Source organism: Halolamina salifodinae, assembly GCF_017874235.1.
Classification (GTDB): domain Archaea; phylum Halobacteriota; class Halobacteria; order Halobacteriales; family Haloferacaceae; genus Halolamina; species Halolamina salifodinae.
Genome location: NZ_JAGGLC010000001.1, coordinates 686635 through 712885, shown reverse-complemented (window position 1 = coordinate 712885; position 26251 = coordinate 686635). Strand labels below are relative to the sequence as shown.

General features: G+C 67.6%; 20 protein-coding genes and 4 pseudogenes. 10 read left to right on the top strand and 14 right to left on the bottom strand.

Annotated features, from left to right (window positions below):
• Positions 1–72: 72 nt before the first annotated feature.
• The 4 pseudogenes from J2753_RS14720 to J2753_RS14705 all read left to right on the top strand — a co-directional run.
• A pseudogene (locus J2753_RS14720) lies at positions 73–387 on the top strand (adenosylcobalamin-dependent ribonucleoside-diphosphate reductase); the annotation flags it as partial.
• A pseudogene (locus J2753_RS14715) lies at positions 388–4548 on the top strand (LAGLIDADG family homing endonuclease); the annotation flags it as partial. It abuts the pseudogene before it with no gap.
• Positions 4549–4767: 219 nt separating this feature from the next.
• Positions 4768–5277, top strand: a pseudogene (locus J2753_RS14710) (LAGLIDADG family homing endonuclease); the annotation flags it as partial.
• Between the two features lie 252 nt (positions 5278–5529).
• Positions 5530–6900 (top strand): annotated as a pseudogene (locus J2753_RS14705) (TSCPD domain-containing protein); the annotation flags it as partial.
• Here the strand turns inward: J2753_RS14705 and J2753_RS03760 are convergent.
• Together J2753_RS03760 and J2753_RS03755 are read right to left on the bottom strand one after the other, a co-directional pair.
• Positions 6897–7649 (bottom strand): hypothetical protein, encoded by a 753-nt coding sequence (locus J2753_RS03760; RefSeq protein WP_209490548.1) that lies wholly within the window; start codon positions 7647–7649, stop codon positions 6897–6899. The pseudogene J2753_RS14705 and the gene J2753_RS03760 sit on opposite strands and share 4 nt — an antisense overlap.
• Positions 7650–7692: 43 nt before the next feature.
• A complete protein-coding gene (locus J2753_RS03755; protein WP_209490546.1) occupies positions 7693–9201 on the bottom strand; it encodes a molybdopterin-dependent oxidoreductase in 1509 nt (502 codons plus the stop codon).
• An 88-nt stretch (positions 9202–9289) separates the two neighbouring features.
• Here J2753_RS03755 and J2753_RS14525 point away from each other — a divergent pair, with 88 nt between their 5' ends.
• Positions 9290–9424 carry an HVO_2523 family zinc finger protein gene (locus J2753_RS14525; protein WP_281064172.1) on the top strand — a complete coding sequence of 45 codons (135 nt, stop codon included), beginning with the start codon at positions 9290–9292 and terminating at the stop codon, positions 9422–9424.
• A 110-nt stretch (positions 9425–9534) separates the two neighbouring features.
• Entirely contained in the window at positions 9535–10488 is a 954-nt protein-coding gene (locus J2753_RS03750; protein WP_209490544.1) for a phytoene/squalene synthase family protein, read from the top strand.
• Here J2753_RS03750 and J2753_RS03745 read toward each other — a convergent pair.
• The 5 genes from J2753_RS03745 to J2753_RS03725 are packed head-to-tail and all read right to left on the bottom strand — an operon-like array spanning position 10485 to position 15175.
• Positions 10485–11393 carry an HNH endonuclease signature motif containing protein gene (locus tag J2753_RS03745; RefSeq protein WP_209490543.1) on the bottom strand — a complete coding sequence of 303 codons (909 nt, stop codon included), beginning with the start codon at positions 11391–11393 and terminating at the stop codon, positions 10485–10487. The genes J2753_RS03750 and J2753_RS03745 overlap by 4 nt on opposite strands.
• A 39-nt stretch (positions 11394–11432) precedes the next feature.
• Entirely contained in the window at positions 11433–12344 is a 912-nt protein-coding gene (cruF, locus tag J2753_RS03740; RefSeq protein WP_209490542.1) for a bisanhydrobacterioruberin hydratase, read from the bottom strand.
• Complete coding sequence (locus J2753_RS03735) at positions 12341–13177, bottom strand: prenyltransferase (RefSeq protein ID WP_209490541.1); 837 nt, start codon at positions 13175–13177, stop codon at positions 12341–12343. Before J2753_RS03735 ends, cruF begins: the two co-directional genes overlap by 4 nt.
• Complete coding sequence (locus tag J2753_RS03730; RefSeq protein ID WP_209490540.1) at positions 13177–14736, bottom strand: phytoene desaturase family protein; 1560 nt, start codon at positions 14734–14736, stop codon at positions 13177–13179. The genes J2753_RS03735 and J2753_RS03730 overlap by 1 nt, the downstream gene beginning before the upstream one ends.
• 49 nt (positions 14737–14785) lie before the next feature.
• On the bottom strand, positions 14786–15175 hold the full coding sequence (locus J2753_RS03725) for a hypothetical protein (protein WP_209490539.1): 390 nt from the start codon (positions 15173–15175) through the stop codon (positions 14786–14788).
• A 116-nt stretch (positions 15176–15291) separates the two neighbouring features.
• Between J2753_RS03725 and J2753_RS03720 the strand changes: the two genes are divergently transcribed.
• The gene (locus tag J2753_RS03720) at positions 15292–15537 is read left to right on the top strand and encodes a DUF5816 domain-containing protein (protein ID WP_209490537.1); all 246 of its coding nucleotides are present in this window, start codon (positions 15292–15294) and stop codon (positions 15535–15537) included.
• A 326-nt stretch (positions 15538–15863) separates the two neighbouring features.
• On the opposite strand, the gene J2753_RS03715 is transcribed toward J2753_RS03720, so the two are convergent.
• From J2753_RS03715 to J2753_RS03700, 4 genes are read right to left on the bottom strand one after another with little or no spacing between them, the layout of a single operon-like run.
• Positions 15864–17585 carry a glutamate--tRNA ligase gene (locus J2753_RS03715; protein ID WP_209490535.1) on the bottom strand — a complete coding sequence of 574 codons (1722 nt, stop codon included), beginning with the start codon at positions 17583–17585 and terminating at the stop codon, positions 15864–15866.
• Between the two features lie 52 nt (positions 17586–17637).
• Complete coding sequence (locus J2753_RS03710) at positions 17638–18195, bottom strand: hypothetical protein (RefSeq protein WP_209490533.1); 558 nt, start codon at positions 18193–18195, stop codon at positions 17638–17640.
• A 37-nt stretch (positions 18196–18232) separates the two neighbouring features.
• Positions 18233–19678 carry a hypothetical protein gene (locus tag J2753_RS03705; RefSeq protein WP_209490531.1) on the bottom strand — a complete coding sequence of 482 codons (1446 nt, stop codon included), beginning with the start codon at positions 19676–19678 and terminating at the stop codon, positions 18233–18235.
• Entirely contained in the window at positions 19671–20408 is a 738-nt protein-coding gene (locus tag J2753_RS03700) for an ABC transporter ATP-binding protein (RefSeq protein WP_209490529.1), read from the bottom strand. The genes J2753_RS03705 and J2753_RS03700 overlap by 8 nt, the downstream gene beginning before the upstream one ends.
• A gap of 104 nt (positions 20409–20512) precedes the next feature.
• Between J2753_RS03700 and J2753_RS03695 the strand changes: the two genes are divergently transcribed.
• Positions 20513–21514 (top strand): oxidoreductase, encoded by a 1002-nt coding sequence (locus tag J2753_RS03695; RefSeq protein ID WP_209490528.1) that lies wholly within the window; start codon positions 20513–20515, stop codon positions 21512–21514.
• A gap of 63 nt (positions 21515–21577) precedes the next feature.
• Here the strand turns inward: J2753_RS03695 and J2753_RS03690 are convergent, their stop codons facing one another.
• On the bottom strand, positions 21578–23860 hold the full coding sequence (locus tag J2753_RS03690) for a CDC48 family AAA ATPase (RefSeq protein WP_209490527.1): 2283 nt from the start codon (positions 23858–23860) through the stop codon (positions 21578–21580).
• On the bottom strand, positions 23857–24108 hold the full coding sequence (locus J2753_RS03685; protein ID WP_209490526.1) for a DUF7127 family protein: 252 nt from the start codon (positions 24106–24108) through the stop codon (positions 23857–23859). Before J2753_RS03685 ends, J2753_RS03690 begins: the two co-directional genes overlap by 4 nt.
• Positions 24109–24305: 197 nt before the next feature.
• On the opposite strand from J2753_RS03685, the gene J2753_RS03680 reads away from it, so the two are divergent.
• Positions 24306–25076, top strand: a complete 771-nt coding sequence (locus J2753_RS03680; protein ID WP_209490525.1) for an alpha/beta fold hydrolase — start codon at positions 24306–24308, stop codon at positions 25074–25076.
• On the top strand, positions 25076–25321 hold the full coding sequence (locus J2753_RS03675; protein WP_209490524.1) for a DUF5822 domain-containing protein: 246 nt from the start codon (positions 25076–25078) through the stop codon (positions 25319–25321). Before J2753_RS03680 ends, J2753_RS03675 begins: the two co-directional genes overlap by 1 nt.
• A 20-nt stretch (positions 25322–25341) precedes the next feature.
• On the opposite strand, the gene J2753_RS03670 is transcribed toward J2753_RS03675, so the two are convergent.
• Entirely contained in the window at positions 25342–25920 is a 579-nt protein-coding gene (locus tag J2753_RS03670) for a GNAT family N-acetyltransferase (protein WP_209490523.1), read from the bottom strand.
• Positions 25921–26251 lie beyond the last annotated feature (331 nt).

The following is a 26251-nucleotide window of genomic DNA, read 5'->3' as shown; positions in this document are numbered from 1 at the left end:
CTCGAGGACCGCCTCACCGACAACGCCTACGAGAACATCCTGCCCGCGCGATACCTCCGCAAGAACGCCGACGGCGAGGTCATCGAGAGCCAGGAGGAGCTGTTCGCCCGCGTCGCCAAGAACATCGCGCTGGCCGAGGCCGTCTACGAGGCCGAGCGTCAGGACGTCGAGGTCACGGTCACGCCCGACCAGCTCAAGCCCGACCACCCGCGACGGGACGAACTCGCCGAGGACGTGTTCGGCAAGGGGTTCGACGCTACCGCCGACACCGAGACGCCCCTGACCGAGCACAACGTCAACAAGTTCGCCTACGACACCGTCGTCCCCGAACTCGACGCGGAGATCGCTGACGCCGTCCACGAGGCCCGCCAGGAGTTCGAGACGCTGATGACGGATCTCTCCTTTATGCCGAACTCGCCGACCCTGATGAACGCCGGCGACGAACTCCAGCAGCTCTCTGCGTGTTTCGTCGACTCGCCTGCGGACGACATCACCGACATCCACCAGACGGCCAAGGAGGCCGCCGAGGTGTTCCAGTGCCTGACTGACGACGCCCGCGTGGCCGTTGCGGGCAAGGGGTCGGTTTCCGTCGCGGACGTCGAACCGGGCGACAGCGTCGTCCAGCGAGATGGCGACGGCTACCGGACGAAGAACGTCGACGAAGTCCATGCCTACGACGATGCACCGACGGTGAAACTGACCACTGCGGGCGGCGTCCCGATCCGCGGGACACCGAACCACCGGCTGCTCGTAAACGGCGAGTGGACCGAACTCGCCGACGTGGAGTCCGGCGACACTGTGTCACTCCGGCTGGGCTGGCTCACCGACGCCGACGAGACCGACTCCCTTACGGCGGTCGACGCTGGCCCGCAGTGGGACAGAGAGCGGACCGTCTCCAATGAAGCCGTCGCGGCGCTCCACGCCGAGGGCGCGAGCGATTACGACATCGCCGAGGAACTCGGCTGCTCGGCGTCGACGGTCCAGCGCCGGCGGGCGAACGAACTCGGCCTCGACCCCAACGGCGACGGCGGCCGGAAGCCCGGCGCCAGCTTCGACGAGGAGCGCTTCGCCGTCCTCCACGAAACCGGCCGGTCCGATACCGAGATCGCCGACGAACTCGGCGTCCACCAGACCACCGTCCAGCAACATCGCTCTGCCCGGGAGATCGAAGCCAACGGCGAAGCAGTCAAGACGGTCTCTCAGCCTGAGCGGCTGACCGACGACCTCGCCGAACTCCTCGGGATATGGGTCGGGGACGGCTCCGTCCACGAGGACGGCATCCGGTTCCATCTCAACCGTGACGACGTGCTCAACCACGTCGACACGCTCGCCCGCGAACTGTTCGACACCGGCATCGACCACACGTGGTCCGACGGCTGTTACGAGGCCGTCATCCACAGCCATGAGGTGAAGCGCTGGTGGCTGGAGAACTTCGGCGACGCGAAACCCGACTCGTCGACGGCGCGCGTCCCCGACCAGCTCTGGCAAGCCGACCACGACGCCGTCAGCGCGTTCCTCCGCGGGCTGTTCTCGACGGACGGGACGCTCACCGACGGGCGCTACCCGCGACTGTACAGCGCGTCGGAGCGGCTCGTCGACGAGTCGCTCCAACTCCTCCTCGGCGTCGGCATCCCGGCGACGAAGTGGGAGTGGGAGAACGAGGACCGCGACTACTTCAGCGTCGCCCCGACCGACGCCACGGGGCTGGAACGCTTCGCCGAGGACGTAGGCTACGTCGACGCCCGTTCGGCCGAGATGACGGTGTCGCTTTCGGAGACGCCGCCGGAGCCGACGCAGTGCGGGACCGTCGAGGGCACCACGTGGACCCAGCCCGTCGCATCGGTCGAGGAGGCCGAACCCGCGACGGTGTACGACCTGACGGTCGCCGACGACCACGAGTACGTCGCCCAGTCGGTCGTCTCCCACAACAGCGGCGGCGGCATGGGCTACGCGTTCTGGAAGCTCCGACCGTACGGCGACGCCGTGGGCTCGACCGGCGGCATCGCCTCGGGGCCGATCACGTTCATGCGCACGTTCGACCAGATGTGTGAGACCATCGCCCAGGGTGGCGCCCGCCGTGGCGCCCAGATGGGCGTCATGCGCGTCTCGCACCCGGACGTGATCCAGTTCATCCACGCCAAAAACAAGGACGTGAGCCTCGCGAACACGCTGCGGCTCAACGACCCCGACGACTTCACGCATAACTCCTTCGCGGACGCGCTGGAGGAGGCGCGTGAACTCATCGACGACGAGGGGCGCGTCCCCGAGCACCTCCGGAACGCCGTCGAGGGCCACCTCTCGAACTTCAACATCTCCGTCGGTATCACCGACGACTTCATGGAGGCGCTGAAAGCGGGCGAGGAGTTCACCTTCACCAACCCCCGCACCGAGGAGCCCCACGTCGCCACGCCGGAGACGAAGGAGCTCTACGACATGTTCGGCCTCGGCGAGCACGTCGAGGTCGGCGAAGTGCTCTCCGTGCCCGCGGCGGCGCTCTGGAACCAGCTTATCGAGGGCGCCCACGAGAACGGCGAACCGGGCGTCATCTACCTCGAGCGCGTCAACAAGCGTCATTCGTTCGACGTTGAAGAAAATCCAGATCACAGGATTCTCGCGACGAACCCCTGTGTTACCGGTGAGACACACATCTCGACGGAGAACGGGCTCGTGCCCGCGGAGGAACTCTACGAGCAGGGGACCGCTCAGGACGTCGTCGTCGACGGCCGACTCAGCGAAGAGTCGATCAAGGAGGCCAGTAGCGTCTACGCGACCGGTGAGAAGGACGTGTACGCACTCACGACCGAGGAAGGGTACAGCCTCCGCCTGACTGCCGACCACCGCGTCATGACCGACGACGGCTGGGTCGAGGCGAGCGAACTCGACGCAGGCGATACGGTCCACATCCAGAACCGGAAAGGCTCGTTCGGCCAGCACGGTTCCGCGACGGAAGGTCGAACGCTGGGCTGGCTCGTCGGCGACGGCCACCTCAAGCACGGCGAAGAGCGTGCGGTTCTCAACTTCTACGACGAGGACAGCGAGATATCGGCGGCGCTTGCCGACGACGTGAACGAGGTCGTCCGCGAGCCGACCGGAAACGCGGACTACGAGGTCGGCGTGAACGAGATCAATCGCGGCGACGACTACCGCGGTACGGCCGCAGTCGAGCAGCGCGTTCGCTCGACTCGCCTCTACGAATACGCTGAACAGGCTGGGCTGGCCGAGGAGAAACTACAGGTGCCCGACGCGGTAATGCGCGGCAGCGAGGAGATGGCTCGCGGCTTCCTGCAGGCGCTGTTCAGTGCGGATGGCGGCGTGCAGGGGAAGACCGAGAAAGGCAACTCTGTCCGCCTCACCAGCGTCAGCACTGAACTACTGGAGGATGCCCAGCAGCTTCTCCTCAACTTCGGCATCGCGAGCAAAATCTACGAGGAGCGTCACGAAGCCGGCGAGCAGGAGATGCCGGACGGCAACGGTGGAACCGCGACATACGAACGACAAGCCGACCACGACCTCGTCGTCGCGAAGGACAACCTCGTCCGGTTCCAGGAAGAGATCGGCTTCCTCCTCAACTCGAAGAACGAGGCGCTCGCAGACCGACTCGACAGCTACGACCGTGGCCCGTACGCCGAACGGTTCGAGGCGACTGTCGAATCCGTCGAGCACGACGGTCACGAAACGGTCTACGACCTGACCGAACCGGACACGAACTCGTTCGTCGCCAACGGGCTCGTGGTTCACAACTGCGGCGAGCAGCCCCTCGAGGAGTACGAGGCCTGCAACCTCGGCCACATCAACCTCTCCACCCTCGCGGCACAGGACGCCCCCGACTGGCGTGTCTGGGCCGACGAGCACGCCGACGAGTACGGCAGCCACGAGGCGGCCGTCTCGGCGTTCCTCGACGAGGCGATGAACTGGGACGACTTCGACCACCGCATCGCGTACGGCACGCGCTTCCTCGAGAACGTGGTCACGATGTCTGATTTCCCGGTCCCCGAGATCGAGAAGAAAGTCCGGGAGATGCGCAAGATCGGCCTCGGCGTCATGGGGCTGGCACAGCTGTACATCCAGCTGGGCGTGCGCTACGGCACCGACGACGCCGACGAGATCGCGCGACAGCTCATGACCCACATCAACCACGGGTCGAAGGACGCCAGCCACGAACTCGCCGAGGAGCGTGGCTCCTTTGCGGACTGGAGCGACTCGAAGTACGCCGACCCGACCTCCTACCCCGACTGGTTCGAGCACCACACCGGCGAGGACCCCCAGGAGTGGGAGGACGGCTACCCGCTGCGCAACCACAACACGACGACTATCGCGCCGACGGGCTGTGTCGACGAGAGCTCCCTCGTCTCGACCGACGAGGGGCTCCGTCCGATCGAAGACCTCGACGAGACGACAGCGGAGTTCGAGCAGTGGGACGAGATCGATGTCGGCGTCGCCACGGACGGCGGCACGAGGGCAGCAACGGCCGTCTACGACAATGGGTTCGCCAACGTTCGCCGCATCGAAACCGAGAACGGGTTCAACGTCGCGGCGACGCCCAACCATCGGTTCCGTACGCTCACCGCCGACGGGGAGTACGCCTGGAAGGAGGCCGGCGAGTTCGAGGCCGGCGACCGCATCCTGCTACAGCGAGACACCTTCGAGGGTGGGTCGAGCGTCCAGCTCGACACGAGTGAGCGCGAGAACGACCACCATAACACCGACCCCGACCTCCGCTTCCCGGCGGAGACGTCCCCCGAACTGGCCGAGTTCCTCGGCTACTTCATGGGCGACGGTTACGTCCACGAGGACGTCGGCGTGAAGCTGGTGGTCGACGCCGAGGCGACCGAACTCGACGCCCACCTCCGGGAGCTCGGAGAGTCGCTGTTCGGCGTCACGCCAACCGTCGAGGATCGAGACACTCGTCACATGCTCTCGTTCGGCGGCCGCCACCTCCCGCGGTACTTCGAAGACAACGGCTGGGTGAAAGCCGAGGGCAACAACGGGGAGGGTGCCGCGAGCGCGTTCGTCCCGGAGGCCATCCTCCAGGGTGACGAGGCGACGGCGAAGGCGTTCCTGCGCGGGCTGTTCGAGGCCGACGGGACCGCCTCCCGGAAAGTCGAACTCTCGACCGTCTCGGACCGCCTCGCCGACCAGGTACAGACGCTCCTACTTTCGTTCGGCTGCGTGTTCGCTCGGGATACGTCGGAGACCGCCGAGATGGACGATCACTACGGCGACCGCCCGCGTCACGTCCTCCGCGGGGTAAACCGGCGTGAGGACCAGCGCTTCCTCGACGAGGTCGGCTTCGTGACGAAGTCCACCGAACTGGAGCTAACCGCACAGTCGTACAAGAACGACACGTACCCGCCGGCGGTCGTCGACCTCCTCCGCTCCATCGACGGCTACGACTCGGTCGATAGCTCCGTGAAACACCGGATGAACCAGTCGCCGACCAACGGCACCGTCTCGCGGAAGCTCGTTCGGGACGTGGAGTCCGAGACGGGCGGGACGGTCGAACTCGACGGCCGCCGGCTGACCGGGTTCTACGCCGCGACGGTCGAGACCGTCACCGAGGAGAAAGCCTACACCAAGGACATCAGCGTCCCCTCGAACAACACGTACGTCGCGGACGGGTTCGTCACGCACAACACCACGTCGATGATCGGCAACACGACGGGTGGCTGTGAGCCCATCTACAACGTCGCCTACTACAAGAACGTCAGCGGCGACGTGCAGGGCGACGAGATGCTCGTCGAGTTCGACGACTACTTCCTCCGAGCCTTGGAGGACAACGACATCGACGTCGAGGCAGTCAAGAAGGAGGCCCAGGAGCAGATGGCCAACAACGAGTTCGACGGCGTCGAAGGGCTGGAGACGGTCCCGACCGCGCTGGGCGAACTGTTCGTGGTCACCGGCGACCTGGACGCGAAGCAGCACGCTTCGATCCAGTGTGCGGCACAGGAGGGCGTCGACTCCGCCATCTCGAAGACGGTCAACGCGCCCAACGACTCCACGCTCGAGGACGCCAAGGAGGCCTTCGAGTTCGTCTACGACAACGGCGGCAAGGGTGTGACCTACTACCGCGACGGCACCCGCAGCAAGCAGGTGCTCACCACTCGCGCGGACAACACCGAGTTCGCCGACGAGGACGAGGCCGCGGCGGCACTCGTCGAACAGATCACCGAGGTCTTCGGCGGTCTCGAGAGCTTCCTCGACAACGAGGACGTGCAGGCGGCCCTCGACACGCAGGTCGAGAGCCTGCTGGCGAGCGCCGACGGCGACGAGACGCCGCCGGGCCGCAAGCGCCCGCGGCCGGACGTGCTCCACGGGCTGACCCAGCGCATCGACACCGGCTACGGGAAGCTCTACGTCAACATCAACGAGGACCCGAACACCGGCGAGCCGTTCGAACTGTTCGCCAACATCGGCAACTCCGGCGGGTTCACCGCCTCCTTCACCGAGGCGCTGGCCAAGACCATCTCCACCGCGCTCCGCTCGGGCGTCGACCCCGCGGAGATCGCGAGCGAGCTACAGGGCATCCGCAGCCCGAAGGTCGCCTGGGACAAGGGCGAGCAGATCCAGTCGATCCCGGACGCCATCGGCACGGCGATGCGACGCTACCTCGACGGCGAGATCGACGAGGCCGTTCCCCAGCAGCAGACCATCGATGAACTCGACGAGGAGAGCGCGTCGACCGACGGTGGTGCGACCACCGAGCCGCCGAGCGAGCCGACGGGCGTCGACATCGACGTCGAGAGCCCCGAGGACGCCGAGGCCGCAGAGACTGCGGACGACGCGACGGGCGACCTGATCGCCTCCGGCGAGAGCCCGGAGTGTCCCGACTGCGGGAAGATGACGCTCTACTACTCGGAGAGCTGTAAGACCTGCCGCAACTGCGGTTGGTCGGAGTGCTAGCGTAGGTACTCCCGCTGTGTAACGCCCGGTCCAAATGGGGAATCACCCTCCACCACCCGCTGTTGATAGCGGTCATTCTTCAGCCCATCCGGAAGCATTTCCTCAAGTGTCCGTTCTTCGCCGATGGGCAGAACGAGGTCAACCACTTTCTCTTCGTTGTCGTTCCCGAGTCGATCCTCGTAGTGGAGAACACCGCGCAGCCGAAGTCTCTCTGGACCGTCGTTATTCGAGAGATACGCTGGTGTGACCTTACGTTCGGCCACCTTATCGTACAGCTGGACCGACGTCCGGAATCTCGTATACGTGGCGCCGCCTGAGAGATAGTTCCTGTTCGGCCGTATCCACTCGTTTTCGATCCCATCATGAAGGCTCTTGATGAGCTCTTTCGACCGTGGACAGAACCTGCTCGGGCCGTCGGGCACCTCCGCGTTGAAATCGATGGATAGGTTAGTCGCGGGCCCTCTTCCGACGTTGGTCAAACATAGATCGAGATCGTTCTTGGTCGCAGCGTACCCCTCCAGCTCCACATCAGCCTCGTGTTCGGTCTCAGCGATTTCTTTCTGTTGAAAGTAGAGTACGACGAGAAGACCCGATGCGATCACAGATATCCCGGTGAACCCCAGTCGAAGCTGCTCCGCGGTGGACATCGCTCCGCTTGCGGCGGCAGTCGCGTTCGTCGGGACTCCAGCGACGACGCCTGTCGAGAGCAGGATGGCTGCTCCCGCCAGTAGCATCCGGTCGTGTTGCATCACGGACCGAATACGCGAACGACCAGAAAACGCTTCCGAACTTTCAGCCCCCGACCGTCTCCCGAACCCACCCAGTCGCGCCCGATGGGTAGCCCTCGCGCTCCTGCTCAGGCTGAGCTTCGCCGGTGCCGTCGATGGCGCGGACTACCACCTCGTGCTTCCCGTCGGCCTCGTACTCGTGTTCCCACATGCGCCATGCGTCGGCGGCCTCGCCGGTGGGCTCTGGCTCCTCCTCGCCGATGGGTGTCGGCTCGGGAAGCGTCTCGCTCAGGCTGGCTTCGGTCCACGAGGCGCCGCCGTCGGTCGACACCTCGACGGCGTCGATGCCACGCGTACCGGCGTAGGCGTGCCCACCCACGCGGACCGTCCCGTCGTCGACGGTCGTGCTGTGGAGTTTGGCGATGGTGTGAACCTCGCCGGTGCCCTCCCAGCCGCGCTGTTCCCAGTAGCCCTCCTCCGGTTCGTCCCGGATCTCGATCTCCGTGAGCCACTTGGCGTTCGTCTCGCCCCAGTGGCCCGGCACGAGCGTTCTGAGGGGGGCGCCGTGGCTCCGTGGGAGCGGCCGGCCGTTCATCCCCCACGCGAGCAGGCCGGGATCGAGCGCCTCGCGGGGGAACGAGACGAAGTAGTCGTCGGCGGCGTGGAGCGTGACACAGCAGCTTTCGGGCGCGCCGACGGCCGAAAGCACCGACTCGACGGGGACGCCGTCCCAGAGCGCGGTGTCCATCTTCTTCCCGTTCAGCAGGTCGCTCACACAGCGCAGCGTGGTGAACCGGCGCTCGCCGCCGAGATCCTGTAGTTCCGAGAGCGTGAACGAGCGCTCGGTCTCCACCTCACCGGTGACGGCCAACTGCCAGTCCGACGGGTCGATCTTCGGGTCGACCGTCGCGATATCGACGGTGTAGAAATCCTCGGAGACCATCGGTTCAGCCCCGGGTAGTGAGAGCCCGCGGTCGTTCGCGGCCGCCAGCAGCGACGCGGCGGCGGGATCCGGCGGTTCTGTTGGCTCGGCCGGATCCCGAGTCCGCGCCGCACCGAGCACCAGCGTCGCCAGCGTGGCCGCCCCGGCTTGCAGCAGCCGTCGACGCCCCGGCGGCGGGTCAGCGCGGTCGGTCGTCGGGTCCATCGCCGCCAGCGTGGCGTTCGCGGCGGCGACGACGACGGCGGCGCCGAGCGCCGCCCCGAGCGTGCTGGTGGTGTTGCCCGTGAGCAGCGCCGTGACGGCGCCGACGAGGACGAACGTTACGAGCGCCCGCCGAGCGATCCCCTCGACGGCGCGCTCGGCGGCCAGCGCGGCCGCGGCGAAGACGGCGAGCAGTAGCAGGCCCGCGCCGAGCGAGAGCAGTGGCTGGGCGAGGTCCCGGAGCGTCCCGATGCCGACGGCGACGAACAGGTCCGGCAGCGTGTCGCGAACGAGTGCGGCCGCGCTCGGGACGACGAACCCTGGGCTGTTCCCGATCAGCAGCAGCGATCCGCCGACGGCGCCCAGCGCAGCGAGCAGCGCGACCCCCAGACTGGCCGGATCGACGATATCCCGAACGCGGCGGTTCATGGGGTTCATGTGGGGCGCTGGCGGGGAAAACGTTCGCACGGTGGCACGCGCACCGAACAGTTTTGCCCGCTCGCCCCAACCCTCGGCTATGAGCGACGCCGAGGAGACGACGGCGCCGGGGCGTCCCTGCCCCACCTGCGGCGAGACGATGGTCCACCGCCACTGCGAGTACGTCTGCCCGCAGCACGGCGTCGTCTACGACTGTGCGGACACGTTCTACTGACCGTCGACGGGGGGATATGCCACTGCACCACACAGTTAAGCCGCTGCCGCGAGAACCTCGCGTCCGTACCTGACCGCCGGACGCCGCCTCCACCGGGGGTCACCCCCACTATGGTCGAACAACGACAGCTCGCCCGGAGCAAACAGATCCACCGCGAGACGGGCACGACGTTCTACGTCGCCACCCGGTTCCTCCCGGAGCGAGTCCGACACCCGACGTACGTGCTCTACGCGTTCTTCCGGGTCGCCGACGAAGTGGTCGACAGCGACAACGACCTCTCGCCGGCCGAGCGCGCCGAGCGCCTCGAAGAGTTCCGCCGGGCGGCGCTGGGCGAGGCAGAGACGGACGACCCCGTGCTCGCAGCCTTCTCCGAGATCCGCGAGGAGCACGGCATCCCCGCCGCGGACGTGAACACGTTCGTCGACGCGATGGCGACCGACGTGGAGACGGCCCGCTACGAGACGTACGACGACCTCCGGACGTACATGGACGGCTCGGCGGCCGCCGTCGGCCGGATGATGACTGCCGTGATGGCGCCGGAGAACCCCGAGCAGGCGCTCCCCGCGGCGACGGCGCTGGGCGAGGCGTTCCAGCTCACCAACTTCGTCCGGGACGTACGCGAGGACGTGATCGAGCGCAACCGGATCTACCTCCCCGGCGAGACGCTGGAAGCGCACGGTTCTAGCCACGAGCAGATCGCCCGACTGGAGTTCGACGAGCACGTCGCCGGTGCGGTACAGGCCGAACTCTCCCGGGCGGAGGCGCTCTACCGCGACGGCGTCGCCGGCATCGAACTGCTCCCGAAGGACTGCCAGTTCCCGGTGCTGCTCGCGGCGATTCTCTACGTCGACCACCACCGGCTGATCCGGAATCTGGGCTACGACGTGGTGGCGACGACGCCCTCGCTATCGACCAGTCGAAAGCTCTGGCTCGCTGCCCGGGCCCGGCTGGCGTGGTGGCGCACCCCCGACCCGATGACGGTGTTCCACTCGGTCAGCGCCATTCCGACCGACGACGCCGACCATCGGATCCACCGCACGATGGGCCGAATTCCGGTGCCCTAGTTCGGCGGCCACCACGGCAGCGACTCGTTTCTGTCGGCCAGATACTCGTCGGTGACGCCGGCCTCGCGGAGTCGGTCGAGTCGCTGGCCGTGGCGGTCCCGCAGGCTCTCCTGCATCCACTGGTCCCTCGGTGCGTACTCCGGGTTCACCCACAGCCGTCCGGCCTCGTCGAACGTCCAGAGCGCGGCGTCGAACGCGAAGTGGTGGGTCCAGTTCAGCAGCAGCGCGTTTCCGGGGTCCTCGGCGATGTCCGGGCGCTCGCTTCGGGGACGCACGTGTGAGACCGTCAGCAGACTCCGGTGGTCAATGTCGGTGACCGCACAGCGCCCGTCGAAGCGGTCGTAGACGGACTGCTTGAACGACTCCGAGACGCGCACGCCGGCGCGGGTCTGGGTCACCTTCCGGCCGGCGGTGTCGTCGGGCGCGAACGGCGCCGCGGGGGCGTCGACGTCCGCTGGCTCGGGCTCAGCGCCGTCGGTGTCGACGTGCCGCATCTCGAACTCCAGCACCTCGCGTTCGCCGTCGGGCCCGGCGACCATCTCGTGGCCCTCGACGGCGACTTGGCCGCGGTACTCCCAGCCCGGTTCCTCGTCGGCTTGGTAGAAGAAGTAGATCGGTACGGGGTCGGCCTCCGCCTCGATCAGCGCGGCGTTGCCCAGCGTGTCGGGCGACTGGTCGCCCTTGTCTGGAAGCCCTTCGCCGACGTAGGTGAACGTCTCGCCGCCGATCTGGTCGTCGTAGGGGCCGCCCTCCCGGGAGAACAGGAGCACGAACCGCTCGTCTTCGTCGTCGTTCCGGACCGTGATCCCGCGGACGTGATAGCCGAAGCCGGTATCGAACAGCGACTCGATATCCGCCTTGGCGTAGCGCTCGCCGCGTTCGATTTCCGGATGAGGGTGCTCCATCGGCGTTCGGCCGTCCGGTCGGGAGGCTGACCTTTCAAGCTACCGACGGCCGGCGGGGCCGGCGTCGGTGTCGTCCGCGTCGGCGCCATCGCCGACCCCATCCGCACGCCACGGCACCATCCCCGCATCGAACCGGTCGGTCCGGAACAGGCCGACGCCGATGCCGGCGGCGACGAGCGCCGGAACCCAGTTGCCGTAGACGACGTTCACGCCCCCCCAGAGTAGCACGAAGCTCACCACGTCGTCCAGCGCGAACTCGCAGGCCTCGATCCGGGGGCCCAACGCGACCCGGTCGAACGTACTGTCGAGGACGACTACCGCCACAGTCGCCGAGAGCATCCACCCCGCGTAGTTCGACAGCGGGACCCCGTAGAACGCGCCGCCGCCCTCGTACAGCCAGAACCCCAGCGCGACGGCACCCGGGTCGAGCACCACGTCCATCAGGAGCACCAGCGCGATGACCGAGAGCAGGCGCGGGAGCGCCCGATCCGCCAGATCCCCGAGTAAGAGTAGGCAGAGCAAGTAGGCGTTCGCGACGAGGGGGAGAAAGAAGATCGGGAGCGCCAGCGGCACGCCGCCGACCATCGGCCCGAGCGAGACGCCGTACTCGAAGAAGCCGTACGGCCAGCCCGTGGTGACGCCGACGATCTCGATGGCGTAGGAGTACGCCGCCAGCCCCACGACCCCCAGCGCGGCGCGGCGGTCGACGACCGGCAGCAGCCCGACGACCAGCGGCGAGCGCATCACCAGCACGCCCGTCAGCACGAACAGGGGGTTGAACGCCAGCGGGTCGGGCAGCCACCCCTCCGCGCTGGCGATCAGCGAGAGCGCACCCACCCCGGGGAAGACGACGGCGATGGTGAATCGGTTGTCCCGGACCAGTCGCTCCAGCGCCGTCTCCCAGGACCGGCGGTCAGAGGGATCCTCAGGGAGCCACCCGGCGACGCTCACCCGAGCACCCCCACGAGACGGAGGAGGCCGCCGAACGTCAGCAGCATCCCGACGACCCCATTCACGACCGGGAACCACCAGTATGCTCGATCCACATCGACGCCGGCGCCGACGGTGCCGAGCAGGAAGAGGGGGTAGACGCCCAGCAGCGCACCCAGCCGCAGGTCGAGCAGGCCGAACGCGACGGCCGCGAGGGTCCAGCAGAGCCCGCAGTAGCGGTAGGTTCGCCGTTCGCCGAGCAGTGTCGCCGTCGTCTCGATGCCGGCCGCGCGGTCGGGTTCGATGTCCGGAATCGCGGAGTAGGTGTGCATCCCCATCGTCCAGAGCCAGCCACCCACGAGCGCCGCAGCGGGCGGGTGTGCGCCCGCCAGCGCGGCGTAGGCGGCCGCACCCGGGAGGAGGTAGAGCCCGTTCGAGAGCGAGTCGAGGAAGGGGCGCGCTTTGAACCGCAGCGGCGGCGCGCTGTAGGCGGTGGCGAGGGCGAAGAAGCCGGCGAGGTAGGGCCACGTGACAGTGGGCGTGAGGGGGAACAGGGCCAGACCCAGCAGTCCCGCGGCGGCGACGACGGCCGTGACCCCCCACGAGTCGCGCCAGCGCGCCTCGGGGCCTGACTCTTTCTTCGGGTTCTCGGCGTCGATCTCGCGGTCGAAGCGGTCGTTGACGCCGTAGAGGTAGACGTTCGCCGGGAGCAGGAAGTAGACGAAGAGGAGGGCCGGGAGTGGTGTGAGCAGTTCTGCGACGCTGCTTGCGGCGTAGGCGACGCCGACGAGCACGGGGCCGGCGGTGTAGAGCCAGAAGCGCGGCCGCGAGAGCATCAGCAGGTAGCGCAGCATCAGGCTTCGCGGTCGGCCACCGCCTCCGCGGTGAGTTGGCCGCTGATCAGGCACATCGGGACGCCGATACCCGGGGTGGTGTAGGAGCCGGTAAAGTAGAGCCCCGGCACCTCGCTGGAGGCGTGGGAGGGCCGGAGGAGGGCGGTCTGTTTCAGCGTGTGGGCGAGGCCGAGCGCCGAGCCCTGCACCGAGTTGTAGCGCTCGCCGAACTCCGAGACGGAGAACGTCTCCTCGACGACGATGCGGTCCCGCAGGTCGGTTCCGGTGTTCTCGGCGATGTCGTCGAGGACGGACTGGCGGTACGCCTCGCGAGTCACGTCGTCGTCGTCGAGGCCGGGGGCGATGGGGACGAGCGCAAAGAGGTTTGAGTGCCCTTCCGGAGCCACGGAATCGTCGGTCTTCGAAGGCGCACAGAGGTAGTACGCCGGGTCGTCGGGCCACGCTGGCTCGTCGAAAATCTGGCCGAAGTGGTCGTCCCACTCGGTGGGGAGCACGAGTGTGTGGTGGGCCAGTTCGGGGAGGTCGCCCTCGACGCCCATGTAGAGCAGGAACGCCGAGGGGGCGTATGTCCGGGAGTCCCAGTACTCCTCGCTGTACTGGCGTTTCTGCTCGGGCAGCAGTTCCTGCTCGGTGTGGGCGTAGTCGGCGTCGCTGACCACGAGATCCGCGAGTTTGTAGCCGCCCGAATCGACGCGCCAATCCTCGTGGCGGTCGCTGGGGGCGAAATCCGCGGGGTCGGCCGCGTCGTAGTCGACTTTGAAACCCCCGCGCTGGCCGTGGATCTGGGTCACGTCGGCGCCGGCGCGGTACTCGACGCCCAGTTCCTCGCCGAGGTCGACGAGGCCGTCGATGACGGCCGCGAGGCCGCCCTCCGGGTAGTAGACGCCGAGATCGAAGTCGACGTGGCTCATGAGGTTGTACAGCGCCGGCGTGTTGTTGGGCGACCCTCCGAGGAAGACGAGGGTGTACTGCATCACCTGCTGGAGTTTGGGGTGGTCGAAGTACTCCTCGACGTGGTCCTGCATCGACCCCAGCAAGGCGAGGCCGCGAGCCTGCTTGCCCACGTCGGGGTCGAGGTAGTCACGCAGCCGGGGGCGGTCCTCGTAGACGAACTGCTCCATCCCGACCTCGTAGGTGTACTCGGATTCGTCGAGATACTCGCGGAGCGCGTCGCCGGCGCCGTCTTCGTACTCCTCGAACCGTTCGACGTTCGTCTCGATATCCGGGGCGAGATCCATCGAGTCGCCGTCCTTCCACTGGATGCGGTAGTGCGGGTCCAGCCGATTCAGTTCGTAGTAGTCGCTCACGTCGCGGTCGAAGTAGTCGAAAAAGCGCTCGAACACGTCGGGCATCAGGTACCACGACGGGCCCATGTCGAAGCGGAACCCGTCGCGCTCCATCACGCTCGCGCGGCCGCCCAACTGCTCGTTTCGTTCGAGCAAAGTCACGTCGGCGCCGGCGTCGGCGAGATAGCAGGCCGTCGAGAGGCCGCCGACGCCGCCGCCGATCACGACCGCGTCGCGGCCGTCGAGGGATGCGAGATCCGGAGCAACGTCCATGCCCACACCTCGCGCGCGGAGGGCTTAAAACGGCCGACGGTGGCAGCGTTCAGGCGCTCGCAGTCGCCTCGTCGGCGGTGATCGTCCCCCATGCCAGCAGCGCCATCGAGACCAGCAGCAGGAACCCCCAGACGAAGTTCAGCATCAGCAGCGGCGGGGCGACACCTTCCAGCAGCACCGTCGCCGGCAGCAGCCACTGGCCGGCGATGAACCCCCAGACGGCGACTTGCCGGCGCCGACCCGAGAGCGTGGTTCGCTCGATGCCGAAACTCGTCACGACCGCGAGAATCGACAGCACGCCGAAGTGGGCGTGGGCGCCGATGGAGACGGCGGGAAGCCCCTCGGGGCCGACCGGCGCGATCAGCAGCGCCTGAACGAGCCCCCAGAGCATCTGGATAGTCAGTGCGACGTAGCCCGATATACGTAGGGTCCGAGACATGTCTATGAGGAAATGTGACACGACCCAGTTAAACATTTCGGGGATGCGACGCTATCGGCGTCGACGCCGGTCCGGGGAGCCGTACGTTCTTGACGGTGCCCGACGTTCGGTCGCGTATGCAACTGGACGCCATCCGGACCGCCGAGGGCGAGACGGTGTACGTCGACCGTACCGACGGGGAGAAGGGGTCGAAGGGCCACTTCTTCGCGGCGTACGTCGGCGAGGAGGGGGAGCGCCGCTGGGGTTATCTCTGTGAGAACTGCGAGACAACTGACAACGCGATGGACGCGATGGGCCGCATCGAGTGCAACGTCTGTGGCAACGTGAAGAAGCCCGACGAGTGGGACGCGGCCCACGAGTAAGTCATGGCGAACGGCCGGTCGACGGCCTTGTGCCGTCGACTCGGAGACTACCCCGTGGCTTTCTACGAGTGAACCGCGGCGCATGACCATCATCGACCCGTCGTGTCGGCGCGAGTCGGAGGGCGCCCTCCGTGGCGCCCCCGGCGCGAGGGAGGAAGGAGTGACGGAGGAGCGACTGAATCGGCTGGGGAGGCTGTGGTCGTGGAGCCGTGCGGTCACCAGTGGCCCTGGGAACTCCGCGGTGCTGTTCACGGCTGCGGCGCTGGCCGTCGACGGACTCCCGGAACCGCTCTCACACCGCAAAAACGCTGAAAACGCGGATCGAACTACGAGTGCGCGTAGTACGCCACTGACTCCCCGCCTTCGTTCTGCTCGTCCACCCGCACGAAGCCGACGCGCTCGAACTGCAGCATCTCGTCGGCCTCGTAGTCGGCGTACCCCGGCTCTGCGCGCCCGACTTCGTCGCCCTCCATCGTCCGCAGGCGCAGGGCGACGCTCTCGGCGGCCGGCACCCAGTGGATCACGTCCACGTCGCCGCTCTTGACGACCGCGAGGTCGTCGTCGGTGTGCGCGAAGCCCTTACCCGTCCGCTCGACCGGGCCGAACCCTTTGAGCCAGACTTTCCCGCCTACGTCGGGCAGATCCTGCTCCTCGACGAGCACCGCGTCGCTGACGGGGATATCGCGGTCGCCGCGCTCCTCGTGGTCCGGGTGCAGCGGCGGATTGGCGACCGCAGGGCCGCCCGAAATCGGGACCTCGACGCCGTCGCGGACGAAAAAGCGCCGGTCGGCGTCGTCGTCGATCAGGTCGCGGTTGTTGGCGTAGACCGTCGACATCGCCAGATCCACGTCGGAGGTCGAGAGGCCGAGTTCGAGCATCGCGTCGACGAGCGCCTGCCCGCGGATGCCGCGGCGGCGGACCGAGGCGATGGTCGGCGCGCGCGGGTCGTCCCAGCCCGATAGCTCGCCGTTCTCGATCTTCTCGATGATGGTCGAGGTGCTCATCTTCACGTCGTAGGCGTCGATCTGGACGTGGCCCCAGTGGAGCACCTCGGGGTACTCCCAGCCGAAGTAGTCGTAGACGAACCGCTGGCGCTTCGCGGAGTCCTGCAGGTCGATCCCGCGGATGATGTGGGTGACGCCGGTGAGGTGGTCGTCGATACCGCTCTGGAAGTCGAGCATCGGCCAGCAGCGGTACTGCTCTGCCTCCTCACGCGGGTGGGGGGTGTCGACCATCCGGAACGCGACCCAGTCACGCAGCGCGGGGTTCTTGTGCTTGATGTCGGTTTTGACCCGGAGCACCATCTCGCCGGAGGTGTACTCGCCGGCGACCATGTCGTCGAACTCCGCGTGAACGGTTTCTTTGTCCTTGTCCCGGTGCGGACAGGCCTCGGCGTCGTTTTTGAGGTTCGAGAACGTCTCGCCCGAACAGGAGCAGGTGTAGGCGCCCCCCTCGTCGATGAGGTCCCGGGCGTGCTCGTAGTAGGTTTCGACGCGGTCGGAGGCCTTGATCACCTGATCTGGGGTGAAGCCGAGGTAGTCGATGTCGTCGAGGATCCGGTCGTAGGCGTCGAGGTCCGGGCGCTTGGTCTCGGGGTCGGTGTCGTCGAACCGGACGATGAAGTGGCCGTCGTAGATGTCCTCGGTGTAGGTGCCCATCACCGACGGCATCCGGGCGTGGCCGAGGTGCCACGGGCCGTTGGGGTTCGGCGCCGCCCGCATGCGGATCTCGTCGTACTCCTCGGCGTTCGGGAGGTCGGGCAGGATCTGGTCGTCCTTCTCCTCCTCGGCCATGAGTTCCTCGTAGAGTTCCTCGTCCAGTTCCTGCAAGCGAGCCGCCTGCTCGTCGGCGTCCATCCCGTTGACTCGCGAGACCACCGGGGCGACGACGCCCGCGATCTGGTCGCCGTGCTGGCGGAACTCGGGGTTCTCGCCCATGAGCGGCCCCATGATCGGGCCGACCTCGGCGTCGCTGCCGTGTTCGAGCGCGTTGAACAGGGCGTGCTTCTCGGCCTCCCGTTCGACCCGCTCGCGGAGATCCTCGTCCATTAGCGGTAAATACCGGGGCGGTTCGCAAAAAGGGTGTGAATCGGCCGGGCGGCTACAGCGGCACGGCTTCCGGCCGTTCCTCGACGAACACCGGCACTCGTCGGGTGTGTTCCCGGCCGTCGAGTCGGACAGTCGTCTCGGCGTACCGTGGCGCGGCGTTGACGAGCGTGGCCCGAGAAACCGCGGGCTCACCATCCGGTTCGCCGTTTTCGTCCCGGGGGATCACCGTCGACACCATCACGGCGAGGCCGAGGTACTCGCCGCTCACGCTCACGCCGACACCCTCGGCCTCTCCGTCGATGCGCTCGGGGAGAACGAACTCGACCGTGTCGTGGGCGACAGTCGCCGCGCGGCGGCCGGCCCACTGCTCGAACGGTTCCACCTCGTACTTCTCGACGGCGCCGTCGGTGCCGACCAGCCCCGGCCAGCGCACGGCGTTCTGGTCGGGGAGGAACTCGATATCCGCGTCCGTGACCGTTCGCTCGGTCGCTATCGGCTTCCCGTCGGCCTGCGGGGAGCCGACGATCAGTTCCGGCGCGAACAGGTCGACGGCGGTGACGCCGACGAGGCCGGCCGACCCGGCAGCGCCGAGGAGGGCTCTTCGCTTCACAGCCCCCTTTCACGGGTCGGCGGTTTGACTGTTCGCCCTACTCCCGGTGGTACGCGCCCCACTTCGGCAGCGAGCGCCGATAGAGCCCGATACCGGCCCCACCGAGCACTACCCCGCCGACGCCCAGCGGCGCCAGCAGCCCCGTCGACACCGGCGCCAGCGCGAACGCGACCACCAGAATCGGCACCAGCGGAATCGCCACGGCGGCGCCGAACGCGGCGTAGAGCCCCGTGTCGAACAGGAACTCGTTGGGCGACATCCCGGCGAGGTAGATGGTCAGCCCGAACACGTAGCAGGCGACGCCGACGAGCACGACGGCGCCCACAATCGCCTCGCCCAGCGGCGTCCCGCGCCACGCGACGCCGACGGCGTAGAACGCCAGTCCCACGGCGGGCCCGAGCAGCAGGAACGCCCGAAGCTTCCCGTGGAACACGGATTCGGCGTCCAGCGGGTGTGCGAGATAGCTCTCCACGTCGTCGTTCGTGGTGAGCCAGTTGTACGTCGTAAAGCCCGTCAGCCCCAGCACCGCGCCGAAGGAGACACCGACGGAGGGCGCGACGCCGGTAATGTCGGCCGCGAGATCGACGAGCCCCGCAGTGACGCCCAGCAGTACCGCGGCGGAGAACAGCACCTTCCCGAAGCCGCCGGAACTGCGGTGGACGTCGAGAAGGGTTTTCGCGGCCACGGGGTCGTCGACGCGGGCGAGCCAGCGCCGGTAATCCGGACCTACGGAGCGATCCGCGGCCTCAACGGCCGGGTCGAACGTCGCCGCGCCGACGGCGAAGGCGGCGAGAATCAGCACAGCCGAGGTGACGGCGCTGACGAGCCCCGGATCCTGATAGAGGCCGTAGGGCGTGTACGCGATTACGGGAACGCCCGTGTACCACGCCGCGACGGCGGCGCCGACGGTGAGGCCGAGCAAGAGCGCGCGACCCGGGAGCCCCTTCGCCGAGAGCCCCACGCCCGCGATGGTGAGGCCGATGCCGAGCACGAACGTCGTCACGAGCGTGACCCAGAGCAGCGGGATGGTCGCGAGGCCGAAACCGCCCTCGGCCAGCGCCGCGGGGGCGACGCCGACGGCCATCGGGAGCAGGAACAGGCCGGCGTAGTAGACCACGTCCTTCAGGACGAAGATGGCCAGCAGGCGTCCCTGCGAGAGCGGGAGCGTGCGCGCGGAGAAGACCACCAGCGTCACCTCGCCGAGCACGTTCTCCATCGCGTCGCGGCCCACGAAGCCGATAGAGCCGGTGTGGAGGCCGAACACGAACGCCAGCGCGTGGAGGCCGGCGACGACGGCGCCGGGGTCGGTGCCGGTGTAGTCGAGCAGCCAGACCGCTCCCGCGACGAGCGCGACCACGAGCAGCGGGAACGCGCCGAAGCGGCCGCCGCCCAGCAGTTCGCTGTGGAGGCGCCACTCCTCGCGGAACATCTCCCGGAGCACAACTTTGTCGCGCTCCCACTGCGAGGGGGACTCCTCACTCATCGCCGGTCCACTCCTCCCGGTCGTCGACGTGCTCGATGAACACGTCCAGCAGCGTCTCGTCGGTGGCCAGTTCGCTTGGCACGACCTCCGCGACCAGTTCGCCGGCGTTGACGACGCCAACCCGCGAGCAGAGTTCTGCGGCCACCTCGACGTTGTGGGTGGAGACGACGACGGTGTTGCCCGCCTCGCGGTAGTTCGTGAGGAAGCGCTTGACCCGCTCCTGCACGATGGGGTCGAGGTTAGCGAGCGGTTCGTCGATGAACACCACCTCCGGTTCGTGGAGGAACGCCCCGGCGATCATCGTCTTCTGCTGTTGGCCCCGCGAGAGATCTGTCGAGAGCGTGTCGAGCTTTTCGGCGAAGGAGAGCCGCTGGGCCCACGTTTCGGTCTGCTCGTCGACGCGCTCGTCGGTCATCCCGCGCACCGACCCGACGAACTGGAAGTACTCCCGCGGCGTCGAGAAACTCGGCGGCGATTCCTTCTCGGGCAGGATCCCCACTCGCTCGCGGACGCCGATGGGGTCGGTTTCGGGGTCGACGCCGAGCACCTCGGCTTCCCCCGAATCGGCGACGGTCTGGCCCGTCAGCACCTCCATCGCGGTCGTCTTGCCCGCGCCGTTCGGGCCGAGCAAGCCGTACAGTTCTCCCGAATCGACCGAGAGTGAGAGCCCATCGAGCGCGGCCACGTCGCCGTAGGCTTTCGCCAGCCGCTCGGTCCGGATGACGGTCATGAACAGTCGTTCAGCCCCGGCATGGATAGTTCGTGTGGCGCCGCTCTCAGGACTGAGAACGGGGCGCCGAAAGGGTTAGGGTGCTGTTGACTAAACGTTCAGCCATGAGCTGGGACCGTTCGTCCATGCCCGACCAGACCGGCCGAACCGTCGTCGTCACCGGCGCGAACAGCGGCCTCGGCTACGAGGCGACGGCGGCGTTCGCCGGCAACGGTGCCGACGTGGTGATGGCCTGCCGCAGCCTCGGCCGGGGGCGGCAGGCCGCCGAAGAGATCCGAGAAACGCTGACCGGCGACGCGCCCGCGTGGGCGTCGGCGCCCGATTCCGGGTCGCTAACCGTGATGAAGCTCGATCTCGCGAATCTGGACTCGGCCACGGAGTTCGTGGAGTCGTTCACCGAGCGCTTCGACGACCTCCACGTGCTCTGTAACAACGCCGGCGTGATGGCGGTCCCGCGGGGCGAGACCGCCGACGGCTTCGAGCGCCAGTTCGGCATCAACCATCTGGGCCACTTCGCGCTCACGGGTCACTTGCTTCCGGCGCTCCGGGACACCGACGGCGAGACGCGCGTCGTCACCCAGAGCAGCGGCGTCCACGAGAACGGCAGTATCGACTTCCAGGACCTCCAGCGCGAGCAGTCCTACGACAAGTGGGACGCCTACGCCCAGAGCAAGCTGGCGAACGTTCTCTTCGGCTACGAACTGGACCGGCGGCTCAACGCCGCCGAAGGCTCGTCGGCGCGGGCAGGCGACGAGGACGGCGCCGACACCGTCAGCGTCGTCTGTCACCCTGGCTACGCCAACACGAACCTCCAGCGCCGTGGCCCGGAGGAGTCCGGGTCGACCCTGCGGCTCTGGGCGATGAAGCTCGCGAACGCGCTGCTCGCCCAGCCGGCCTCGCAGGGCGTGCTCCCGATGCTCTACGCCGCGACCGACGACGATATCGACGGCGGGGAGTACATCGGCCCGGGTGGGCTGATGAACGCCCGCGGCGCGCCCGAGGAACAGGAGTCCAACGAGGAGTCCTACGACCCCGACGTGGCCGACCGGCTCTGGGCCGTCTCGGAGGAGTTGACTGGCGTCGAGTACGACTTGCCGGACGCGTAGCTAGCGGGTCGAAAAACGGGAAAAGCCGCAGGTCGCAGCGAACTGCGGGCCGAGGCGACGCGCTTACTGGAAGGTGGGCGCCGCGGGGCGCTCCTCTTCCTCGGTCACGTCGCTGCGCTTGAAGCGCTTCTCGACCTCGGCGTACTGTTCTTTGGTCTCCTCGGTCACCGAGGGGACCACCTCCTCGAGGGCGTCCTCGAAGTGCGCCATCGTCACGCGGACGTTGCCCATGCTCTCGCTGGCCTCCTCGGGCGAGACGCTGTTGATGAACTCCCGGGTGGCGTTCATCGACGCCTCGCGGGCCAGCGCCTCGAGGTCGGCGCCGACGAAGCCGTCGGTGCGGGCCGCGATGTCGTCGAGATCCACGTCGTCGGCCAGCGGTTTGTCCGTCGTGTGGACCGCGAGGATCGCGCGGCGCGCGTCCTCGTCGGGCACGGGCACGTGGACGTGACGGTCCAGCCGGCCGGGCCGGATCAGCGCGCTGTCGATCAGGTCCGGCCGGTTGGTGGTCGCGACGACCACCACGTCCTCGAGTTCCTCGAGGCCGTCGAGCTCCGTCAGGAGCTGTGAGACGACGCGTTCGCCCACGCCCGAGTCGTTGCTGTTACGGCCACGTTCGGCCGCGATGGCGTCGATCTCGTCGAAAAACACCACCGTCGGGGCGTTCTCGCGGGCCTTACTGAAGATCTCGCGGATGCCCTTCTCGGACTCGCCCACGTACTTGTCCAGCAGTTCGGGCCCCTTCACCGAGATGAAGTTGCTCTCGGACTCGTTGGCGACGGCCTTCGCGAGCAGGGTCTTCCCCGTGCCGGGCGGGCCGTACAGTAGGACGCCTTTGGCGCTGTCGACGTCCATCTGCTCGAACACCTCGGGGTAGTCGAGCGGCCACTGGATCGTCTCGCGCAGGCGCTCCTTCGTGTCCTCGAGGCCCCCGACGTCTTCCCACGTGATGTCGGGGACTTCGACGAACACCTCGCGCAGCGCGCTGGGTTCGATCCCGCGCAGCGCCTTGCGGAAGTCGTCCTCGGTGACGTCCAGCCGTTCGAGGGTTTCGGCGTCGATCTCGTCGGCTTCGAGGTCGAGTTCGGGGCGGAAGCGCCGGAGCGCGATCATCGCCGACTCCTTGGCCAGCGACTCGAGGTCCGCGCCGACGAACCCGTGGGTGTTCTCCGCAAGCGCCTCGATGCCCACGTCGTCCGCGAGCGGCATGTTTCGCGTGTGAACCTGGAGGATCTCCTCGCGGCCGTTGGTGTCCGGGACGCCGATCTCGATCTCGCGGTCGAAGCGGCCGCCACGGCGGAGCGCGGGGTCGATGGCGTCGACGCGGTTGGTCGCGCCGATCACGACCAGTTCGCCGCGCTCCTCCAACCCGTCCATCAGGCTGAGGAGCTGTGCCACGACGCGGCGCTCCACGTCGCCGCCGGCCTCGTCACGGGCCGGCGCGATGGCGTCGATCTCGTCCATGAAGATGATCGCCGGGCTCTCCTCTTGGGCCTCCTCGAAGATCTCGCGGAGCTGTTCCTCGGACTCGCCGTAGTACTTGCTCATGATCTCCGGGCCCGAGACGGTGTGGAACGAGGCGTCGATCTCGTTTGCCACCGCCTTGGCGATCAGCGTCTTCCCGGTACCGGGTGGGCCGTGCAGGAGCACGCCCTTGGGCGGTTCGATGCCCAGTCGGCCGAACAGCTCGGGGTGGCGCATCGGCAGTTCGATCATCTCGCGGACCTGCTCGAGTTCCTGGTCGAGGCCACCGATGTCCTCGTAGGCTACGTCGGGGCCTTCGTTGCCGGCGCCGCCGGCGCCGCCGGCACCGCCGCGCTCCTCGCGGATCTGCTCGGCGGGCTGCTGGCTGATCTCCACGTCGGTCGAATCAGTGATCACGACCGTCCCGCTGGGGTCGGTCTCGGCGATCTTCAGCGGCACTGCCTGCCCCTGTCCGCCCATCAGGCCGAAGCCCAGCGGGAGCTGGACGTCCTGGCCGGCGGTGACTGGCTGGCCCGAAAGCTCCTTGCGCACGAGGCTGCCGATGTCGCCGCGGATCCCCATGTTCTGGGGGAGCGCGATGGTGACGCTGTCGGCGGGGCTCACGTCGGCCGGTTCGACCGCGACGCGGTCGTCGATGCCGACGCTGGCCTCCTGCCGGAGGCGGCCGTCGATTCGCACGACGCCCGTGCCGTCGTCCTCGGGGTAGCCGGGCCAGACCCGCGCGATGGCGGCGCCCTGGGACCCCTCGATGCGGATGAAGTCCCCGCCCGCGAGATCCATCTCGTCGGCGGCGACACGGTCGACCGCCGCGAGGCGGCGGCCGGCGTCCTTCTGTTTCAGCGGCTTGACGGTGAGCTTCATTGTGCCACCTCGATGGTGAGCACGCCGTTGTTCACGGTGCTGTCCTTGGCTTCACCGGGAAGCGCGAACTCGGTCTCGCTGGACGTGCCGTCCGTCCCCTCGACGACGACGATGGCGGTCTCGCCGACGGTGTCGACGGCGACCTCCCCCTCCGCGTCGGCGAGATCGAGCACGACCACGAGACTGTCGTCGTACTCGTAGACGCGCCCGAACTGCTCGTCGCTGATACTGCGTTGGTGAGTGGTCATTAGCTAACCCCAAGTAACCGGCCAGGCTATTTAACCCTTCTGGCGGGAAACCGCATGAGGGGAGTACTACTCTAAATTAGGGGTGGGGTAGCGGTTCGCGATCTCCGGGTGGGGTGGAGCGGTCCCTGCTGGCCGCTCGTTCGGCGCTTCCGGGGCAACGCCCCGCCCTTTATGCTCGCGCCGATTGACACGCCGGTATGCAGCGGGTAACGCACCACGGTCGGGCGACGACGTACCGTCGCTCGGCACACACCGACGAGGGGCCGGGGATCCTGTGTGTCCACGGGAGCGGCGGCGACGCGGGCGTCTGGAAGGGCCAGGCGCGCCTCGCCGACCGAACGCCGGTGACGGCGATGAACCTCAGCGACCACGCTGACAGCGGGTCGCTGACCGCGCAGGCGGGCTACGAGACGCTCTCGGCGTACGCCGACGACGTGGTCGCCGTCGCCGAGGCGACCGGCGACCGGGTGCTCTGTGGCAACTCACTGGGCGCCGCAGTATCCATGATCGTCGCGCTGGACCGCGAGATCGACCTCGAGGGGCTGATCCTCGCGGGGGCGGGCGCCCGGCTCCCCGTGCTCGACGACCTGCTGGTCTGGCTCCAGTCGGAGTTCGAGCGGGCCATCGAGTTCCTCCACGGCCCGGATCGGCTGTTCCACGACCCCGACGAGGAGCTAATCGAGGTCAGCGAGGCGGCGATGCGCGAGACGGGGCAGGCGGTCACCAGCCGGGATTTCCGGACCTGCCACGCGTTCGACGTGCGCGAACGGCTGGACGAGATCGAGGCGCCCACGCTGGCGGTCGTCGGCGAGCACGACCAGCTAACGCCGCCCCACTACCACGAGTCGCTGTGTGAGTCGATCCCCGACTGCGAGATGGCCGTCGTCGACGACGCCGCGCATCTGGCGATGCTGGAACAGCCGGCGGCGTTCAACAGCGCCATCGAGTCGTTCCTCGACCGACGCTGATGCCCGAACGCGTCGCGACGACGGATCCGGAGGGGGTGGATTTCGGCTGGGTGATGCAGATGACGTTCGTGCTGACGATCCTGATCGGCGCGCCCGTGGTGACGCTGCTCTCGACGCAGGTAGCGCTGCCCGACTGGGCCTCGCGGGTCTCGTTTGCGGTTCGTGTTGGTGCGCCCGTGTGGGTGATTACCGGGGTGGCTGTGTATCTATACGCGTGGTGGCAGGAAAGAGAGGGCGAGACGTAGCGTTTTCGACTGTTTGAGAACTACTCTTCGGCGAACGATTTCTCCACGTGGATCACCGGAATCTCCGGCTCTTCGGAGATCGTTCTCTCGCTGATCTTCTCGTATCCACGTTTCAGGTAGAACGGGGCGGCGTTCAGCGTCGCGAGTGCGAACAGTGACTCACTGCCCGTTTCCCGACAGCGCTGTTCCAGCTCTTCGAGAAGTGCGGTGCCGACTCCCTCTCCGGTCGCCTCCGGTTTCACATAGAGGCCATGTATCTGGCAGTCTGACGGGTGAACGACTCCGAACCCGAGGATGCCGTCGTCTTGAGCGACGATCACATCGAACGATTCGTTCTGGATCGTTCCACTACCGCGATCCGGGTCGGGGTTTTTCGGCGCTATTGCGGCCAACTCCGACTCCGAGTACGAACCGCTGGCCCGCTCGCGCAACGTCGACGTGCGAACCTCCGTCAGTTGGGGAGTGTCATCGTCCCTCGCAGCCCGTAATATCACCATAAACACCGACTGTTCTTTTAGCTGAAATAATTTCGCACGGAGCCTGTTTTGCTGCCTGCAAGCATCGAGGACGATATTGAGCGCCTGATACAGCAACAGCATCTCGAAGCATGACCACGGAGGACCGCACAGCGCCGCAACCACAGCCTCCCCAGCCGACTCGTTCGCTCCCGGTAGTCGCTCACTCGTCCCTCGCACGCTCGCGCCGCATCCGGAGGTGCGGGCGCTTCGCGCGCCACCGCGACCGCGGTGTGGATGCGGTGGACGCCTCGCGCTCGCCAGCGGTCGGCGAGCGCGGGGGGAGGGGTGGGGACTCGGGGCTGTGCCGTTAACGGGAGCGAAGCTCCCGTTTGCCAGCAGGAAGGCGGCGCCTTCCTGCGACGTTGACGAGAATCGGAGATTCTCGTCTGCCAACCAGAAATCGCAGATTTCT